Here is a 19,331-nt window from a genome sequence, read left to right as displayed (position 1 = left end):
AATAATAATTAAAAAACATGATTCATAGAAACATGTTTTTAGGGTTTGTTGATTAATTGTTTTATTTTTTCATTATTACCTTGAATATCGCCTAAATAGAAAGAAACGATAAATCCAATGATAACAAAGATAATACAGATTAATGAATGAACGTCCATTTGTAATGTACAACTTTCATTAAGAACATTAGGAATAATTGATAAAAATAATCCAAAAATAATAGAAAAAGTCATTGTATAAAATTTGTTAATTAATTTATTAATGATAAATGAAATTACCAATACCCCAATAACTAGTCCAACACCAGCAGGAATAAGAATAGAAAGATTAAAGCTAGCTAAAGAACTTACATATAATTCATATAGCCCTAAAGTAGATAAAATAACCGCACTATCAACTCCAGGAACAATTGATGATCCAGCAACAGCAATTCCTAATATTACTGATTGGAATAAGTTAGGGTCAGTAACTGTTGGAAACAAGTTACTATTAAAAGAAAATACACTTAAACCTAAGATAGCAACAATAATAATAACAATATAATATTTATTTGAAAAACCTTCTTTTTTAACTTCTTTATAAAATAAAGGAATAGTTCCTACTACTAGCCCTAAAAATGCAAATCTTGTTTGAGCTTCAAAGTTATTTAATAAAAAATTAACGATTTTACTAAAAATTATTGCCCCTATTCCAAATCCTAAACATAATGGAATTAAAAATAAAATATTTTTTTTAAAATCTTTAAACAATGTTGCAATTGCATTAATAGTTTTTTGATATAATCCAAAAATAACTAATAATACACTTCCACTTAAGCCAGGAGCAATTCCTCCTATACCAACAATCAACCCTTTTAGAAAAGTAATCATTTTATTTTCCTCCACTTATCTAAATAATAATTCACATTATATAATAGCTTAGATTGATTAATTTTACAACTTGCTAAAGCTTAATATTTTATTAATTTTTTAAATAATTTAGTAGATTATTTGAAAATTTAATCAATATTTGACTTTATTGATTTTAAAATGCTAGATTGACAAAATATTTATCATGTGATAAATTTATATTATATAATCAAACTATTGATTGGGAGATAAAACATAGTACGTGCTTATAGAGAGTCTAGGATGGTGGAATCTAGATAGAGATGCGACTTTGGTAAATGGACCCATGAAGGCAAAGGGGAAAGATTATTCGAGTATCTTTTGACGTTTAGCTTACGTTATAAAGCTGGAATGTGATAGCATTTTTTGACCATAAGGTGGCATAGCAGATTTTTACATCTGTCCTTTTAGGACAGATGTTTTTTGTTTAAAGGGGGAAATTATTATGAAATTAGATAGACGATGGTGTAGCTATAATTAAATTTATAAACATATGTATAAATAATTATAGAAAAGGGGTAAGTAAAATGAAAAAAATATTTAAGTTGATGGTTGTATGTATGTTAACGTTAGGAGTTTTAACTGGATGTAGTAACAGTAGTAGTGATAATTTAAAAGAAGTAGCGATTATTCAATATGTTGAACATACTTCTTTAAATACAATTAAAGATGCTTTTGATAAGCAAATGGAAAAATTAGGATATAAACAAGGTGAAAATATTAATTATACATTTAAAAATGCTCAAGGTGATGCAAATATTGCACCTTCGATCATTCAAGGTTTTCAAGCTAGTAAAAAAGATTGTGTGGTAGCAATTGCTACTCCAGTTGCAATGTCAGCTGCAGTCATGGCTAAAGATACACCAGTTATTTTTGCGGCGGTGACTGATCCAATTGGTGCGGGATTAACTTCATCATTGGAAAAACCAGATAAAAATATTACTGGTACTAGTGATGAAATTCAAGTAGATAAAATTTTAAGTAAAGCATTAGAAGTTAATCCAGAAATGAAAACATTAGGAGTTATTTATAATAAAGGTGAAGCAAATTCGGTTACTAATATAAATAAAGCTAAAGCATTTTGTGAAAAAAATAATATTACTTTAGTAGAAGGAACAATTAGTGCTGTTAATGAAATTCAAAGTGCAATTGATGTTTTAGCTAGCAAAAGTGATGCAATTTTTGCTCCTAATGATAATATGGTAGCTAGTGCTATGGATATTGTTTCAAAAACATGTGTAGATGCTAAAGTACCATTGTATGTGGGGGCTGATTCAATGGTACAAGATGGTGGTTTTTTAAGTGTTGGAATTAATTATGAAGCTTTAGGTAAAGAAACTGCTAATATGGTTGATAAGGTTTTAAAAGGTGATAAAGTTGAAGATATTCCTGTTAAAGTTTTTAAAGATGATTTAAGTATCTATGTAAATAAAGGTATATTGGATCAACTTGAAATTAATTTACCAGATAGTATTAAAAATGATAAATCATATGTAGAAATGTAGAGGATATTTATGAGTCAAGTAGTTATTTTAGGAGCATTAGAATTAGGAGGAATATTTGCTGTTTTATCACTAGGTTTATATATTAGTTATAAAGTGTTAAATATTCCGGATTTAACAGTTGATGGAAGTTTTACTTTAGGAACAGCTATAAGTGCTGTATTTACGATGAATTCAATGCCATATCTTGGTATACTAGCTTCGTTTGTTTTTGGACTTTTTGCAGGAATGGTAACTGGGTTATTGATTACAAAGTTGAAAATTATGCCATTATTATCAGGAATTCTTACAATGACTGGTTTGTATTCAATCAATTTGATGATTATGAATAATACACCAACCATTTCTTTGTTTGATCAAACTACTATTTTTAGTAGTTTAGATACTATTACGCCATATAGTAAGTTAATTGTTATTTATGTTATTGTAATTTTAATAGTTATTATTTTGAATTTATTTTTAAAAACACAATTAGGATTATCACTTCGAGCTTGTGGAGATAATGAAGCCATGGTTAGAGCTAGTTCGATTGATACTGATAAAATGAAAGTATTGGGATTAGCGCTTGCTAATGGTTTTGTTTCAATGAGTGGAGCAATATTTGCGCAACACCAAAGTTTTGCTGATGTTAATAGTGGTATTGGGATGATGGTTATTGGTCTTGCAAGTATTATTGTGGGAATGACCTTCATTAAAAAGGAGAAGATTATTTTTCAATTGATAGCAGTTGTTTTTGGAGCTATTTTCTATCGAGCAATTTTGACTGTTGCTTTACAGTTAGGTTTACCTTCAGGATATTTAAAATTACTTTCAGCTATACTGGTTGTTATTGCAATTGCTTCAACAAATGGAGCATTTAAAAGGAAAAAAAGGAGAAAATAGTTATGTTGGAACTAAAGAATGTTTCTGTTATTTTTAATGAAGGAACTGTTAATGAAAAAGTTGCTCTTAGTGATATTAATTTAAAATTAAATACTGGTGATTTTGTTACGATTATTGGAAGTAATGGAGCGGGGAAATCGACATTATTTCAAGCTATTTCAGGAGCAGTAGAAACAAAAAGTGGATCAATTTTATTAAATGATCGAGATATTACATTTGAACCTGAGTATAAACGTTCTCGAGTGATTGGAAGATTATTCCAAGATCCATTAAAAGGAACAGCTCCTAATATGACAATTGAAGAAAATCTTCATCTTTCTAATCAACGTGGTAAACATTTTAGCTTAAGTTTAATGTCACATCGTTATCGTGATACTTTTAAAAAAGCTTTAAAGGAATTAGATTTAGGATTAGAAGATCGTTTGGAAACAAAAGTAGGGTTATTATCAGGTGGGCAAAGACAGGCACTTACATTATTGATGGCTACTTTAGTAACTCCTGAGCTACTTTTACTAGATGAACATACGGCTGCTTTAGATCCTAAAACAGCTGAAAAAGTATTAGAATTATCTAAAAAGATAGTAAATGAAAATAATATTACTACATTGATGATTACTCATAATATGGAAGATGCTTTAAAATATGGAAATAAAACAATGATTATGAAAGATGGGAAAATTATAGCTTTGATTGAAGGTGAAAAAAGAGAAAAGATGACTGTTGATGAATTAATTCATCTATACTCCACTTCAGCTAATGCATATAGTGACAAAGTGTTATTAAGATAGTGTGACTTTTTTTAAGAAGATAAAATTATAATTTATCTATTTTTAGTTTTATTTTTATACGTAAAAGATACGGTCTTAAAGTTATAATATTTTAATTTAATGATATTGTGGTTTAATGTATTTTTAAGATTATTCATAGATGTTTCTAAAAAATCTTCATATATAAAAAATTTGACAGAAAGCACTGTCAATTTTTTTATATTTATTAGTTAATAAAAAGGTGATTCTAGACCAATATCAATAAGTTTTTAACCTAATGACATTGTCTAATAATTTGCTTTTCTTATTTTATTGGGTGAAAAAATTAATGATCGTTGTTATTAAGCTTGCCTCTTCCTTTTAATATAGCCTATAATATTAGCAAAGAATTATTTTTGATTAGGGGGATAGTAGTGAAACAATGCATAAATCAAATTAGTTCAATTTGTCACTTAGCTTGGCCAGCAATTGTTCAAGAGGCGATGAATGTAATAGTTTCTTATGTTGATACCGCCATGGTAGGAGCTTTAGGGGCTAGTGCTAGTGCTGCAGTTGGATTGACTTCTACAGTTGGGTGGTTGATTACTAGTATTGCAATTGCTTTTGGAATTGGAATTCTTTCGGTTTGTGCTAAGGCAAAAGGAGCTAATGATAATTTAAAAGTCAAGCGAGTTAGTCAGCAGGGGTTATTTATTACTTTGATTGTTGGAATAACTCTTACTATCATATGTTTGATTATTGGACCGTATTTACCTACGTGGTTAAATGGTGATGAAAAAATTAGAGGGACTGCTTCATCATATTTTATGATTATTTCATTACCGTTATTATTTCGCGTAACAGTTTTGGTTTTATCTTCAGTATTACGAAGTGTTAGTGATATGAAAACGCCGATGTTAATTAGCTTGTATATGAATTTGATTAATATTTGCTTGAATTTTATTTTAATTTATCCGACTCGTAAAATTATGGGAATAACTGTTTTTGGAGCGGGGTTAGGAGTTAATGGAGCAGCAATTGCAACGGCAATATCTTTTGTTGCTGGAGGAGTCATGATGTTTATTAGATATTATAAAAATGAAATATTTGAATTTTATAAAACTGGTTTTCATTTTTATAAAGAAGAATTTTTAGAATGTTTAACGATAGGGATACCGATTGTTTTGGAAAGAGGTGTTATTTGTTTAGGACATATTACATTTTCTTCATTGATTGCTAAACTTGGGGTTATTCAATTTGCTGCTCATTCGATTGCAATTCAAGCTGAGCAGGCATTTTATATTCCTGGATATGGTTTTCAAGCAGCTGAAGCAACTTTGGTTGGTAATGCTATAGGTGAAAAAAGTGAGCATAAAGTTAAAGAGATTACATATTTGATATGTGGAATAACAATGGTGTTGATGAGCATTTGTGGAATATTTTTATTTATTTTTGCAAAACAATTGATGATGATTTTTACGACGGATTTGAAGGTAATTGAGATAGGTGCAAGAGTATTAAGAATTGTTTCTGTATCAGAACCGATATATGGAATTTTAGTTATTCTTGAAGGAACATTTAATGGGATGGGAGACACTAAGGCGCCTTTTATTTTTTCATTGATTACGATGTGGGGAATTAGAGTATTGGGTACTTTTATAATGATCAATGTGTTTAATTTAGGAGTTGAATTTGTATGGTTGATGATGGTATTTGATAATGTTGCAAGATGTGGTTTATTGTTGTTTAGATTTTTAAAAGGAAAGTGGAAATATCGAATTTATCTTTAAAATTATTATTATTGGTAATAATTGTTTTGGAGGTATGATATGCTAGGATATTTATCGATATTTATATTAGGAGTAATTATTGGTGTTGTAATTATGTGTTTGTTTCAGATTAATAAAAAATAGTTTATATGATTTGCATTTAAATATAATAATGATTATTATATGATGGTAAAGGATGGATGAATTATGTTAGAAATTGGAAAAAAAGCACCTGATTTTACATTATTAAATCAGGATAATGAAAGTATGTCATTAAGTGATTTTAAAGGAAAAAAAGTTATTTTATATTTTTATCCTAGAGATAATACACCTGGATGTACTAAACAAGCATGTGGTTTTGGAGAGTTATATCCAAACTTTGTCGAACATGGGGTAGAGATTATTGGAATAAGTAAAGATAGTGTAGTTTCACATAAGCGTTTTAAAGATAAGTATCAGTTGCCATTTATTTTGTTATCAGATCCAGAATTAGAAGCTATTAAAGCATATGATGTTTGGAAAGAGAAAAATATGTATGGAAAAAAAGTGATGGGAGTTGTAAGAACTACATACTTAATTGATGAAGATGGTATGATTATAAAAGCTTTTGAAAAGGTTAAAGCTGCCAATAATCCGCAAAATATGTTAAAAGAAATAGAAGAATAAAATAATTGATGATTAATTATATAAATTATTTATTAGAATGAGGGAATACTATGATAAAACTTATTGCTACTGATATGGATGGGACATTTCTTGATTCAAATAAAAGGTTTGATTTTGAATTTATAGATATATTTTATGAACTTAAAAAAAGAGATATTAAGTTTGTCGTTGCAAGTGGTAATCAATATTATCGCCTTTTTCAAAAATTTGTGCCACTTAGTGAACAAATATATTTTATTGCAGAAAATGGTTGTTTTATAGCTAAAGGAGCAAGACAGTTATACTGTAATATAATTGAAAATGAAGATTTAATAAAAATAAAAAATGTTTTAGCTAATTATAAAGAATTAGTAATTGTATTATGTGGTAGAAAAGGGGCATATATTTTAAATAAGAATCTTAAATATAAAAATGAAATTATAAAATATTATTGTAATTATCGTTTTGTCGATTCGTTTGATGATATTAATGATGATATTATGAAAGTATCGATATATGATCAAAATGAAAAAATTAATGAAATAATAAAAATTGTAGAAAAATTATTGCCTGATCATATTAAAATAGTTACTTCTGGAAATGCTTGGATGGATATCCAAAATAAAAATATCAATAAAGGAATAGGAATGGCTTTTTTACAATCATTATATAATATCAAACCTGAAGAATGTATGGCTTTTGGTGATCAAATGAATGATTATGAACTTTTACAACAAGTTAAATATGGGTATGCAATGGAAAATGCAGTTGATTCAATTAAAGAAATAGCTTACCAAGTTATTGATTCTAATGATAATCAAGGTGTTATTCGTAAAATAAAAGAAATATTGGAAATATAAAAATTATATAGTTGAATATGTTATATTAAAAAAGACAATGAGATAGTATTATGCAAATACTAGTTTATTGTCTTTTTTAGTATAACTAAGTTTTCAATTATTGTAGTTAATTATCTTTTATTAATAACTAGACTTAATTTACCAATTATTCTAAATCCATTTTGATTTTCATAATTAATGATAAGAGGAGAATAGCTAGAATTAGCTGGTTGCAAAATAATACATTGGTTATCATCATCTTGATAAAATTTCTTACATGTTGCTATGTTATCTTCTAAAGTAAAGCAACCAATATCTCCATTTTTTAAATGATTACATTTTTCAAAAACAATTAAATCACCAGGATTAATATTTTCATCGATCATACTATCACCACTAGCATATTGACAAAAATATTCTTTATTTAAAGTTAATAATGATTCTGGTAAGGCAATGTATTCATCGATATTATCATCAACAAAAATACCAGTTCCACAGCTAATATCGTTATATAAAGGGATTGTAATAGAATTAGTTATAGTTGGCTGATTAGTTTCATCAATGCCTAAAAAATAAGTTGCTGGAACTTCAAATATTTCTGATAGTTTTTGAATTGTTTCTTTTTTTAAGTTTTCGACACGATTATTTTCATATTTAGCGATAGCAGATTTTTTGACTCCTAAAAGATTGCCTAATTGTTCTTGGGTCAAACCTTTTTCTTTACGTAATTTTTTAATTCGTTGCCCAGTCATGTATTATCACTCCTTGTGTCTTAATTTTACTATTAATTTTAATTTAATGCAAATATTATTTGAATAGTGTCTAAAAAAGATACTTTTTATTGACAAAGAATTATAAATGTTTTATATTAAAAGTGTCTTAAAAAGAAACTAATTTAAAATAAAAATATTTTGGAGGGATAATGATGAATTATAGGAAACTTAATTTAACAGGAAGAGGAATAATTACAGTAACTGCTAGTATTTTAGCTTTAGCATATTTAATGGCTGATTTATCTTGTTATTTAATTGATTTGATTTTATTATAATGGACATACTATTTATGGGTGATAATATGAAGGATAAAAGTATGAATCAAGATGATTATAAAAATCAAATTATAGATGAAAAAGAGCAGTATAAGAATAATTCTAATGCACAAGAATAATTATGTTTAGTGAAACTCATTGTTTAGAAATTTGTAAACCTTTCTAAAACATAGTATAATTATTAATAGGGGTTTTGGAGGAATTACTATGGATGAGTTTTATCTGGAAATTAATTCAATATTTTATCTTAAATGGATTGTGAACCAGGGAAAAAAATATAATTTGAAAATTAAATTTGAAAATGATAATGAGGATACGATTATTATAAAATACAATGATATTGAAGCAATGATTAAATATTATGGTGATGGAATATTTGAACAAAAGATAATTAATTGCTTGAATAATGATGTTGTTTTTTATTTACATTTTAAATTAAAATATTTAAATCATGCAATTAAACTTTTTGAAGATATGATCGATTGTATTTTTGAGGTAGCAAATCGTCCTTTTGTAAGTATTTTACTTTGTTGTAGTGGGGGATTAACAACAACGCTGTTTGCAAGTAAAATGATGGAGTTGGCTAAACTAAATAAATTATCTTATCAAATAACTGCTACTGGATATTCGAGATTACAAGATATTGCAAAAGATTATGATATTATTATGTTAGCACCGCAAATTAGTTATTTATTGCCTCAAGTGGAGGTACTTTTACCAGGAAAAGATGTCGTAGTGATTCCTACAAAAATATTTGCAATGAATGATTTTTCAGGTGCTTTAATGATAATAAATGAATTATTGGAAAATAAAGAGAAGAATTAAATTTAGATTCAATGGTGATTGTGTGTTAGAAGATGATGTTGATTTAATATTAAAGCGTTTGAAAGAGTATCTAAAGAATATTGACGGTGAAGAGTTTAAACAGATTTTTTTGAGCTATGTAGAATATATGGCGAGAAATTATGGCCAAGATTGTTTGATTTGTGAATATGCTCAAACAATGAGAGCTGTTAATAAATTTATAAAAAAATATAAATTAGATCTTGAAAGAATTTCACTGTATAAACGTGATATTTTATATCGATGGATAAAATTAGGCTTTAATGAAAGTGATATTTTACAATTATATTATTTTGATAAGAGTATTGAACTTTTAGAGTTATTTATTGATGAAATAGAGAATAAATACTTGTAAAAATTATTTTTATTTGTTATATTCTTATTGAAATGGGGTGGAAGGATGTATAGATTTTCTTGCTAAAAATTAAATGACAGTGATCAACTGTTTTTGCGTGCAAGAAAATATATCCTTTTATTTATACATGTTATCTAATATTTTTAGCTACGAGTATATATTTTCTTGTAGCTTTTTATTTTATTTATGGGAGGAATATTAGATGGGATTATTAGAAGTAAAGAATTTGACATTTGGTTATGATAATCAAACTGAAAATGTGTTTGATAATATTAGTTTTAAAATCGATACTAATTGGAAGTTAGGTTTAATTGGCAGAAATGGTAAAGGAAAAACAACTTTATTAAATTTGTTTTGTGGTAATTATGATTATCAAGGAGAGATTACACAAAATTATTTATTTGATTATTTTCCTTTTTTAATCAAAGATGAGAATTTAAAAACAATTGATATTATTGATAATATTTTAGATGATTATCAATTATGGGAAGTTGAAAGAGAATTGTCTTTATTTGCTGTTGATTTAATTGTTTTAGATCAAATGTTTTCAACTTTATCTAAAGGTGAACAAACTAAAGTACTTTTAGCTGTTTTATTTTTAAAACCACATGATATCGTTTTGATTGATGAACCTACTAATCATTTAGACTATCATGGAAGAAAGATTTTAAGTAATTATTTAAGAAAAAAGAAAGGCTTTATTTTAGTAAGTCATGATCGTAATTTTTTAGATAGTTGTATTGATCATGTACTTGTAATTAATCGAACTAGTATAGAGGTAATAAAAGGAAATTTTTCGCTTTGGTATGAGTTAAAAAATAATCAAGATGAATTAGAAATTCAAAAAAATAAACATTTAAAAAAAGATATAAAAAGATTAAAAACAGCAGCAAAACAAAATGAAAGTTGGTCACATAAAGTAGAAGCAACGAAAAGTGCTCGTGTATCTGGTGAAAAAGGTGATAGAGGTTTTATTGGGCATAAAGCTGCTAAAATGATGCAACGCTCAAAAAATGTTGAAATTGTTGAAAAATTAAAAATAGCACCATTAGTTTATTCTAAAAAATGCTTATGTTATTTAGAGAATATTAAAATAATTTATGACAATCGAGCAATTGTTGAAAATGTAAGTTTTAGTATAAATCGTCATGAACGAATTAATTTAGTAGGTAAAAATGGTTCTGGAAAATCAAGTATTATTAAATTGATTATGGGTGGAAATATTGAATATGAAGGTAAAATTAATATTGGATCTAATTTAAAAATTGCGTATTTGTCGCAAGATGACAGCAATTTATCAGGTAGTTTGGATGATTATGCCAGAAATAATGATTTGGATCTTAGTTTATTCAAAACGATTTTACGTAAAATAGATTTTTCTCGAGAGTTATTTTTACAAGATATTAGTACTTATAGTAAAGGACAAAAAAAGAAAGTAATGTTAGCTGGAGTTTTATGTCAATCTGCACACTTATATATTTTGGATGAGCCATTAAATTATTTAGATATTTTTACAAGAATGCAAATTCAAGAGCTGTTATTATCTTTCGATGCTACAGTTTTATTTGTGGAGCATGATCAATATTTTTGTGATAATGTTGCTACTAAAAAAGTATTAATATAAATAAAAAAGAATTGTGGTTTACTCTGCCACAATTCTTTTAAAATTCAAAATATTTGGATGTACAAACAAAATTAAATTAGCTATTTATCCCATCATATTACAATAATTATATTTCTTAACCATTTATCCAAATATTTCTTTATGAAGAATAGTTTTAATCACTTTTCTTTATCCACTTAAAATATAACTTAATAATAAAAGATATTCAAGTTTATTTCAAAAATTGTGCTTTTTGTATCTTTTTTATTGATTTATGATATAATTAAACTAATAAGGTTTTATATAAATAGTAATAATATTATTATAAGTAAAAAAGACACTACTTTTATTTTTATAATAAATTATAAAAAGGGTAGTTTTTATTTTTTAAAGAGAAAATAGCTAGTTAAATAAAACAAATTTATATTAATACAAAAAAGTTATTATTAGAAAAATAAATGAGATTATTTAAAATGTGGTTTTATAAAGTTATTTGTAGTAAAATATATGTATTAAAAAAGGTTATGAAAAGGAGGAACTATGAAAAAGATAATAAAAATATTGTTAGTATGTCTAGTAACATTTGGTTTAACTGCTTGTAGTCAAGAAAATCAAGATACAACAAAAACAATAAAATGGAACAAAGAAAATAAATTAGATAATTTAATATCATATCAAATAGAAAGTATTGGAAAACCAAAACAGATCATTCCTGATACGATCAACGATACTTATACTTATTATAAACCACAAAAAGAAAGTAATGTTTTATTAGATTTGATCGTAAATATTAAAAATTTAAAATCTACTGATCTAGATATAACAAAAAAATTAACTGCTTCTTTTAAAATTGGTGATGAAGAATATTTATCAGCATTAGCTATGGTAAGTGAAAATGGTACTTCATTAAGTCAAGATGGAATTATTGCTGGAGATAGTTCAAGAAGAGTACATTTTTATGCTGAGGTAAATCCCAAAAAATTAGATAAACAAGTTAATTTTATACTTTCAACAACAAAAGAAGAACCAGAAAAAGCTAGTTTAAAATTTAAATTAGATAATGTTGATGAAAAATATATAAAGATGAATTTAAATGAATTGACTGTATTTGAAGGTTATAGTGAAGTTACATTACAAGCAGTAAATACTACAAAAGAAATAAATCCAGCTAATCCAACTGGCTTATATACTTATTATAAGGTGGATGATGAAAGTAGTAGTTATGTTGATGTAAATGCTACAGTAAAAAATGTTTCTGGAAATGATTTGTTAGCAAGTAATCTTTTAACAATGAAATTAATTGATGCTGATGGAAATGAATATCCAGCAATTGTATTATGTGAAAATGATGAAAGAACTACTTTGGATAAAGGATTAAGTACTAATATCGCAAATGATCAAAGTAAATTTGTACATTTTGCATTCAATGTTCCTGATTCTATTGTTAATAATAAAAAACAACTTAGAATATCATGTCAAGGAAAAGTGTATATAGTAAATTTATAGGAATTAACATAAAATGTTAATTCTTTTTTATAAAAAAAGATAGTGATAGTATTTGTTGACTCTTTATATAGGTTGTGCTATGATTTGGGCGTTGAATAAGTGGTGGAGTCTGTCATAAAGCATATGCTTTATTTATTCAATGTAAAATTACGTTAAAACAGCTATTTATAGTTTAGTAAATTACGATACAGACAGATTCACTTGTGGATCTGTTTTTTATTTTGACAGGCTTGAAAGGAGATGAAAATGATATCATTAAAAATTAATTTTGTTTATAGATAAGAAAAACATAGTAATATTAGGAGATTTATTGTATGAATATGAATAAAAATAATAAATTTAATGATCATCAAATAATGTACCTGACACCTGTTGAAGCTTATACTTTAATGAATAGTAGCATGGAAGGTTTATCAGAAGTTCAAGTAAAAGAACGAATTGAAAAGTATGGTAAAAATGAAATAGCTAGTAAAAAAGAAACACCGATGATTAAAAAATTATTTTCAAATTTTACTAGCTTAATGGCATTACTTTTATGGGGTAGTGGTTTACTTGCAATTTTGTCAGGAACTATAGAATTAGGAATAGCAATTTTTTGTGTAAATTTAATTAATGGATTTTTTTCTTTTTTTCAAGAATTTAAAGCTGAAAAGGCAACCAATGCATTGCAAAAAATGATGCCTTCATATGCTCGTGTTGTTAGAAATGGTAAAGAAGTAAAAATTTTAGCAGAAGAAATTGTTCCTGGTGATATAATGATTTTAGAAGAAGGTGATCGTATTTGCGGGGATGCAAGAATTTTGCGTTGTAGTGATTTTCAAGTTGATCAATCTACTTTGACAGGAGAAAGTAACCCAATTAGAAAAAATTTTGAAGCTTTAAAAGAAGAAGTTTCATACCTTGAAGCTGAAAATATGATTTTTACAGGTACAACAGTTGCTTCAGGAACATGTCATTGTGTCGTTGTTGCTACTGGGATGAATAGTGAATTTGGAAAAATTGCTGATTTAACACAAAATACTGAAAAAACATTATCACCTTTACAAAAGGAATTGAATGTTTTAACAAAGCAAATAGCAATTATTGCTTTAAGCATAGGAATAGCCTTTATGTTAATTGCAATTTTTATTATCAAAGATCCCTTATTAGAATCATTTATTTTTGCTTTGGGTATGATCGTTGCTTTTATTCCTGAAGGGTTATTACCAGCTGTTACATTATCATTAGCCTTATCAGTACAACGAATGGCTAAAGAAAATGCATTAGTTAAAAAATTATCTGCAGTTGAAACATTAGGATGTACTAATGTTATATGTTCTGATAAAACAGGAACATTAACTCAAAATGAAATGACGGTTAATCATTTATGGACAGTTGATTGTCAAATGGATGTTAGTGGTGAAGGATATGCACCAATAGGAAAAATTTATAATGGTAATCAAGAAATAGATGCTAAAAAAGTAATAGTTTAAATTTATTGTTAAGTGGTGCTGTTTTATGTTCGAATGCAAAATTAATCGCACCTGAAAAAGATAGTATCAATGGACGCTATACTGTTTTAGGGGATCCAACTGAGGCATGTTTAGAAGTTGTTGCTCGAAAAGGAAAAATAGATTTGGATAAGTTAAATAGTTATTATCCCCGAATTTTAGAATTACCATTTGAATCGAGAAGAAAGAGGATGACAACTATTCATCAGTTGAAAGAACCATTTGAAGGTAGTCAGCGAATTGCTTTTGTTAAAGGGTCACCAAAAGAAGTAATGGAATTATGTACTCATTGTTTTCAAGGAAAAGCCAGAGCAATTAGTGATGAAGATCGTATAAATATTATGAAGGCTAATGATATGTATGCTCGCGAAGGTTTAAGAGTATTAGCAGTTGCGTATCGAACATTAAAACCTCAGGATAAAGATTTACCAAGTTCAATTAGAGATTATAGTCCAGAAGTAATTGAAAAAGATTTAACATTTTTGGGTTTAATTGCAATGCAAGATCCACCTCGAAAAGAAGTGAAAGAGGCAGTAGAATTATGTCACAGTGCGGGTATTAAAATAGTTATGATCACAGGTGATTATGGATTAACAGCAGAAAGTATTGCACGTAAAATTGGAATCATCAGAAGTAATGATGCAAAAATTATTTCAGGTGTAGAATTAAGTAACATGAATGATGAAGAGCTAAAAGAAGTACTTAAAGGTGAAGTTGTTTTTGCTCGAATGGCACCAGATCAAAAATATCGAATTGTTTGTGCTTTACAGGAAATGGGAAATATTGTTGCTGTTACTGGAGATGGTGTTAATGATTCACCAGCTTTAAAGAAAGCAGATATTGGTGTTGCAATGGGAATTACTGGAACTGATGTTGCTAAAGAAGCTGCTGATATGATTTTAACTGATGATAATTTTGCATCAATTGTAAAAGCAATTGAAGAAGGAAGAGCAGTATATAATAATATTCGAAAATTCTTACGTTATATTTTTGATAGTAATACTCCAGAAGCGGCCGCACCAGCATTATATTTATTTTCGGGTGGTTTAGTGCCAATGCCACTTACAATTATGCAAATTTTAACAATTGATATTGGTACTGATATGATTCCTGCACTAGGTTTAGGTGCTGAACTTCCAGAAGATAATATTATGAATCAACCACCTCGTAAGGTTAATGAACGTTTACTTAATAAAAAAGTTATTTTAGTAGGTTTTATATGGTATGGATTATTAATCACATTATTTGCTTTAGGGGGATATTTCTTAGTTAATTACTTAAATGGTTGGCCTCAAAAACCGCTAGCAATGGAAGGTAGTACAATTTATTATAAAGCAACAACAATGATGTTAGTTGGAGTTGTATTTGCTCAAATGGGAATGGTAATGAATAACCGTACTGAAAGTGAATCTGTATTTAAACGTGGTATTTTTACAAATAAATATATTAATTTAGGACTAGTCGTTGAATTTTTGATTTTGATAGCAATAATATATATTCCTATATTAAATAATGTATTTAATACATCACCAATTGGAATAATCGAATGGCTTTATGCATTACCAATACCTTTTGTAGTTTTTGCAATTGAAGAATTAAGAAAAAAAATAATTAGAAATAGACATAAAAGAAAGGGTGTAAAAAAATGAAAATTATAATTGTTGGATGTGGGAAGTTCGGTACTCGCTTAGCTAACTATTTAAACAATCAAAATCATGATGTGACTGTTATTGATAATCGTCTAGAAGCATTTAATAATCTTGGAACTAATTTTACAGGTCGTACATTGTTAGGAATGGGTTATGATAAAGATATTTTAGAAGCTGCAGGAATTAAAATGGCTGATGCTTTAATTAGTTGTTCAAGTAGTGATGCAATTAATGCAGTTGTTAGTAATATTGCACATAATATTTATCATGTTAATAATGTTGTTGCAAGAATGTATGATAAATCAAAAGCACGTATTTTTCGTTCAATGGGAATTCATATTATTTCAATTACAGATTTAGGTGTTGAAAGAATTTTGGATTATTTTGATAATAATCGTTTGCAAGTTGTAAAGAAGATTGGGGAAAATAGTGAAATAAAAATAATTAAATTAAAGGCACCATTGGTTTTAATAAATAAAACTGTTGAAGAAATATCATCACGTGGTGAATTTGAAATTGTTGCAATTGAACGGAATGATAATACAATGATGCCTTTAAAGGATACAAAAATAAAAGATAATGATACAATTTATTTTTCAGTATTAGACGAATCGATAGCAAAATTTAAGCAAACTTTATATTAAGAGGTGATAAAAATGGAGATAATTATTGTTGGTGGAGGCCAAATTGGTTCATATATTGCAGGATTATTGTTAAAAAATAATCATACCGTAAAAGTTATTGAAAATCGTGTTAAAGCAATTGAAAATTATAAAAAATCCGGATTACCAGAAGAATGTCTGATAATTGGTGATGGAACTGACATTGAAGTATTAGAAAAAGCAAATATTAGAACTTGTGAGGCTTTGGTTTGTGTCACTGGATTAGATGAAGTCAATTTAACAACAGCCATGTTAGCAAAATTTGAATATGGTGTTTTAAGAGTTATTGCACGAGTTAATAACCCTAAAAATGCTTGGCTATTTAATACCGGAATGGGTGTTGATGTTAAAATCAACCAAGCTGATATTATTGGTCATATGATTGCTGATGAAATGAATTATCGATCAATTATGACTTTAATGAAGCTATCAAAAGGGGATTATTCAATTGTACGAATTCATGTAGATTATAAGTCAAGTTATGTTGGTAAAACTATTTCAAATATTGTTTTGCCTAATAATGCAATTTTAATTGCAATTTATGATGATAATGATGAAATGGTTATTCCACATGGAGATACAGTTATTGAAGCGGGTCAAAATATTTTAGCTTTTGGTGATGAAAATGCAATTAAAGAACTAAATAAATTATTTATTGGTTAGAGGCTGTAACGCATTAAAATAATGTGTTTGACCAAAAATAAAAAAATAGCACTTAAACTCAGATGAGTATAAGTGCTATTTTTGGTATAATTAGATTATGCAAAATATAAAAATAATAGAATCTAATTACCCGATTGACAATTCTTATTATAATACATTTCAATGTAAACTTCCACTAGATTTTTTTACAGTTGTTCCTGTAGATGATCCGGTGACATCTTTCGTAGAAATTATGAAAGGAATTAACACTTCAAAGTATTTTAACTGCCCCCATAGAGGCAACAGGGGCTACGACCCTAATATGATGTTACAGGTTACATTGTTTGCATTTATAAACGGTCAATATGAATTAAGAAAAATGGAAGAATTATGCAGATATGATATCCGATATATGTGGCTGGCTAATGATGAAACTCCTTCTTTCATGGCTTTTCAAAGATTTATATCAGAAAAATTATCGATGTCTATCGAAGATATTTTTTATGATGTTGTTAAAAGAATCATTGAATTAGATGATGTTGATATTTCTAAACTTTATATTGATGGAACTAAGATAGAAGCCAATGCAAGGAAAAACAGTTTTGTTTGGAAAAAAGCTATTCTAGGCTATCAGGAAAAAGCATTTCTTAAAGTGACAGATCTGATCATAAGATTAAATGATGATCTTAACTTTAAATATGATATAAAATCAAGATATTCTGCTGATGATACAGGACTGATTGCAGAACAGTTAATGGAACTGATGATAAGACAAAATATAGAAATAGTATACGGAAAAGGCAAAAGACGTTCCTTATTACAGAAATATTATGATGAATTTCTTGAAATCTATATAAAATTAATGAGATATGAAGAATCATTGAACATATGTGGCGACAGGAACAGTTATTCAAAGACTGATCATGATGCTACCATGATGAACATGAAGTATGACTATTATAATCATACAGGTATATTTAAACCGGGATATAACCTGCAAATAGGTGTAAGTGATGAATATATTATGCATATGGATATATTTTCAAATCCTGCTGATACAAAAACATATATACCGTTTATGAAAAAATATAAAGAAAGATACGGCTGTTATCCAAAATGGCCAATAGGCGATGCCGGATATGGAAGCTATGATAATTTGCTTTTTAATGTCATAAACGGGATGGAACTGGGATTAAAGTATAATTATTATGCAAAAAAGAATACAAAGGAATTTAAAAAGAAAATATATAATCAGATGAACTGGGAATATGATGAAAAGGGATTTAAAGTCTGCCCACAGGGACATTCATTTAATATTGAAAAAGAAGAAAGATGGAACACAGCAGGTGAATATCTACAAATCAGCAGAGTATTCGAATGTGGTAAATGTCATGACTGTAAAGTAAAAGAAAAATGCACAAAGGCAAAGGAGCAAAGAAAAATACAGATAAATTATGCCTTAAATGAAATGCAGGAAAAAGTAGATGAAAATCTTGGAACCGAAGAAGGAAAAGAGATGAAAAAGCAAAGAAGTATACAGTCAGAAGGGACATTTGGAATAATAAAGCAGAATATGGATTATGTCCGATTAAAAAGAAGAGGAAACATAAATGTAAAAACAGAACTGCTGTTAATAGGGATTGCCTATAATATACGCAAATACCACAATAAAAAGATGAAAAAGAAGGAAATATCAATTTCCTAAAAAGCTAAATAAAAACATGTAAAAAGCACATGATGTTTTTATAGTACCAAAAAAGTTATCTAAATATGGATAACTTTGTTTTTTATCTAAATATACTGTATCAAGCAAAAAAAGGCGTAACGCCTAAAGATTAAAAATCCTTATTCGTTACAGCCCCTTTTAATTTGTAGTATTTTTGGATAATTTATAAATATTTAAATAAATTTAGCACTCTTATTGACAAAGTGCTAGAAAGGAGTATAATATACTTAGCACTTAGGTATGGCAAGTGCTAAAAAGGAGTGATTAAAATGATTAAGCCATTACATGATAATGTTGTTTTGAAAAAAGAAAAAGTAGAAAATAAAACATCAAGTGGAATTATTTTAACGACTGAAAGTAAAAGTATGCCAAGTGTAGCAACAGTTGTTGCAATTGGAAAAGATTGTAAAGCTGAAATTAAGGAAAACGATCAAGTAGTTTATAAAGAATATTCAGGTACGAATATTAAAATTGATGTAGTTGAATATATTGTTATTAGTGAAAAAGATATTTTAGGATATCTTGCATAGGAGGTAG

At 27.4% G+C, this 19,331-nt stretch carries 19 protein-coding genes; 17 read left to right on the top strand and 2 right to left on the bottom strand.

All coding sequences use genetic code 11. The annotated features are described in order from the left end of the window. Positions 1 to 38: 38 nt before the first annotated feature. On the bottom strand, positions 39 to 869 hold the full coding sequence (locus NQ543_RS09700; protein WP_148344869.1) for a DUF368 domain-containing protein: 831 nt from the start codon (positions 867 to 869) through the stop codon (positions 39 to 41). Positions 870 to 1,414: 545 nt separating this feature from the next. On the opposite strand from NQ543_RS09700, the gene NQ543_RS09695 reads away from it, so the two are divergent. The 6 genes from NQ543_RS09695 to NQ543_RS09670 all read left to right on the top strand — a co-directional run bounded on the left by NQ543_RS09695 (position 1,415) and on the right by NQ543_RS09670 (position 7,291). Continuing rightward, positions 1,415 to 2,392 carry an ABC transporter substrate-binding protein gene (locus tag NQ543_RS09695; RefSeq protein ID WP_004609558.1) on the top strand — a complete coding sequence of 326 codons (978 nt, stop codon included), beginning with the start codon at positions 1,415 to 1,417 and terminating at the stop codon, positions 2,390 to 2,392. A 9-nt stretch (positions 2,393 to 2,401) separates the two neighbouring features. Then, positions 2,402 to 3,271: an ABC transporter permease gene (locus tag NQ543_RS09690; protein ID WP_004609559.1), complete on the top strand. Its 870-nt coding sequence runs from the start codon at positions 2,402 to 2,404 to the stop codon at positions 3,269 to 3,271. 2 nt (positions 3,272 to 3,273) lie between these two features. Next, positions 3,274 to 4,059: an ABC transporter ATP-binding protein gene (locus NQ543_RS09685; protein ID WP_004609560.1), complete on the top strand. Its 786-nt coding sequence runs from the start codon at positions 3,274 to 3,276 to the stop codon at positions 4,057 to 4,059. A 392-nt stretch (positions 4,060 to 4,451) separates the two neighbouring features. Then, positions 4,452 to 5,807: an MATE family efflux transporter gene (locus tag NQ543_RS09680; RefSeq protein ID WP_039903976.1), complete on the top strand. Its 1,356-nt coding sequence runs from the start codon at positions 4,452 to 4,454 to the stop codon at positions 5,805 to 5,807. A 186-nt stretch (positions 5,808 to 5,993) separates the two neighbouring features. Beyond that, positions 5,994 to 6,452 (top strand): thioredoxin-dependent thiol peroxidase, encoded by a 459-nt coding sequence (gene bcp / locus NQ543_RS09675; protein ID WP_004609562.1) that lies wholly within the window; start codon positions 5,994 to 5,996, stop codon positions 6,450 to 6,452. A gap of 50 nt (positions 6,453 to 6,502) precedes the next feature. Beyond that, complete coding sequence (locus NQ543_RS09670; protein WP_004609563.1) at positions 6,503 to 7,291, top strand: HAD family hydrolase; 789 nt, start codon at positions 6,503 to 6,505, stop codon at positions 7,289 to 7,291. A 110-nt stretch (positions 7,292 to 7,401) separates the two neighbouring features. Here the strand turns inward: NQ543_RS09670 and NQ543_RS09665 are convergent, their stop codons facing one another. After that, entirely contained in the window at positions 7,402 to 8,022 is a 621-nt protein-coding gene (locus NQ543_RS09665; protein ID WP_004609564.1) for a LexA family protein, read from the bottom strand. Positions 8,023 to 8,195: 173 nt separating this feature from the next. On the opposite strand from NQ543_RS09665, the gene NQ543_RS09660 reads away from it, so the two are divergent. The 11 genes from NQ543_RS09660 to NQ543_RS09610 all read left to right on the top strand — a co-directional run bounded on the left by NQ543_RS09660 (position 8,196) and on the right by NQ543_RS09610 (position 19,324). Further along, entirely contained in the window at positions 8,196 to 8,318 is a 123-nt protein-coding gene (locus NQ543_RS09660; protein ID WP_259295584.1) for a hypothetical protein, read from the top strand. A 207-nt stretch (positions 8,319 to 8,525) separates the two neighbouring features. Continuing rightward, positions 8,526 to 9,143: a PTS sugar transporter subunit IIB gene (locus NQ543_RS09655; protein WP_004609567.1), complete on the top strand. Its 618-nt coding sequence runs from the start codon at positions 8,526 to 8,528 to the stop codon at positions 9,141 to 9,143. A gap of 22 nt (positions 9,144 to 9,165) precedes the next feature. Continuing rightward, the gene (locus tag NQ543_RS09650) at positions 9,166 to 9,516 is read left to right on the top strand and encodes a hypothetical protein (protein WP_039904067.1); all 351 of its coding nucleotides are present in this window, start codon (positions 9,166 to 9,168) and stop codon (positions 9,514 to 9,516) included. 202 nt (positions 9,517 to 9,718) lie between these two features. Beyond that, on the top strand, positions 9,719 to 11,140 hold the full coding sequence (gene abc-f, locus NQ543_RS09645) for a ribosomal protection-like ABC-F family protein (RefSeq protein WP_004609569.1): 1,422 nt from the start codon (positions 9,719 to 9,721) through the stop codon (positions 11,138 to 11,140). Positions 11,141 to 11,659: 519 nt separating this feature from the next. Then, positions 11,660 to 12,625, top strand: coding sequence for a hypothetical protein (locus NQ543_RS09640; protein WP_004609570.1), 966 nt, complete (start codon positions 11,660 to 11,662; stop codon positions 12,623 to 12,625). A 314-nt stretch (positions 12,626 to 12,939) separates the two neighbouring features. Then, on the top strand, positions 12,940 to 14,097 hold the full coding sequence (locus NQ543_RS09635; RefSeq protein WP_004609571.1) for a cation-translocating P-type ATPase: 1,158 nt from the start codon (positions 12,940 to 12,942) through the stop codon (positions 14,095 to 14,097). 5 nt (positions 14,098 to 14,102) lie between these two features. Beyond that, complete coding sequence (locus tag NQ543_RS09630; protein ID WP_004609572.1) at positions 14,103 to 15,764, top strand: cation-translocating P-type ATPase; 1,662 nt, start codon at positions 14,103 to 14,105, stop codon at positions 15,762 to 15,764. Then, on the top strand, positions 15,761 to 16,408 hold the full coding sequence (locus NQ543_RS09625; protein ID WP_004609573.1) for a potassium channel family protein: 648 nt from the start codon (positions 15,761 to 15,763) through the stop codon (positions 16,406 to 16,408). Before NQ543_RS09630 ends, NQ543_RS09625 begins: the two co-directional genes overlap by 4 nt. Positions 16,409 to 16,420: 12 nt before the next feature. Beyond that, a complete protein-coding gene (locus NQ543_RS09620) occupies positions 16,421 to 17,089 on the top strand; it encodes a potassium channel family protein (RefSeq protein WP_004609574.1) in 669 nt (222 codons plus the stop codon). A gap of 97 nt (positions 17,090 to 17,186) precedes the next feature. Further along, a complete protein-coding gene (locus NQ543_RS09615) occupies positions 17,187 to 18,773 on the top strand; it encodes an IS1182 family transposase (protein WP_004609179.1) in 1,587 nt (528 codons plus the stop codon). 290 nt (positions 18,774 to 19,063) lie between these two features. Next, positions 19,064 to 19,324 (top strand): GroES family chaperonin, encoded by a 261-nt coding sequence (locus NQ543_RS09610; protein ID WP_004609575.1) that lies wholly within the window; start codon positions 19,064 to 19,066, stop codon positions 19,322 to 19,324. Positions 19,325 to 19,331: the final 7 nt, after the last annotated feature.

Source organism: Thomasclavelia spiroformis DSM 1552, assembly GCF_025149465.1.
GTDB lineage: Bacteria > Bacillota_I > Bacilli_A > Erysipelotrichales > Coprobacillaceae > Thomasclavelia > Thomasclavelia spiroformis.
Note: the sequence above shows the minus strand (reverse complement) of the source record. Positions and strands in the feature narration are given on the sequence as shown.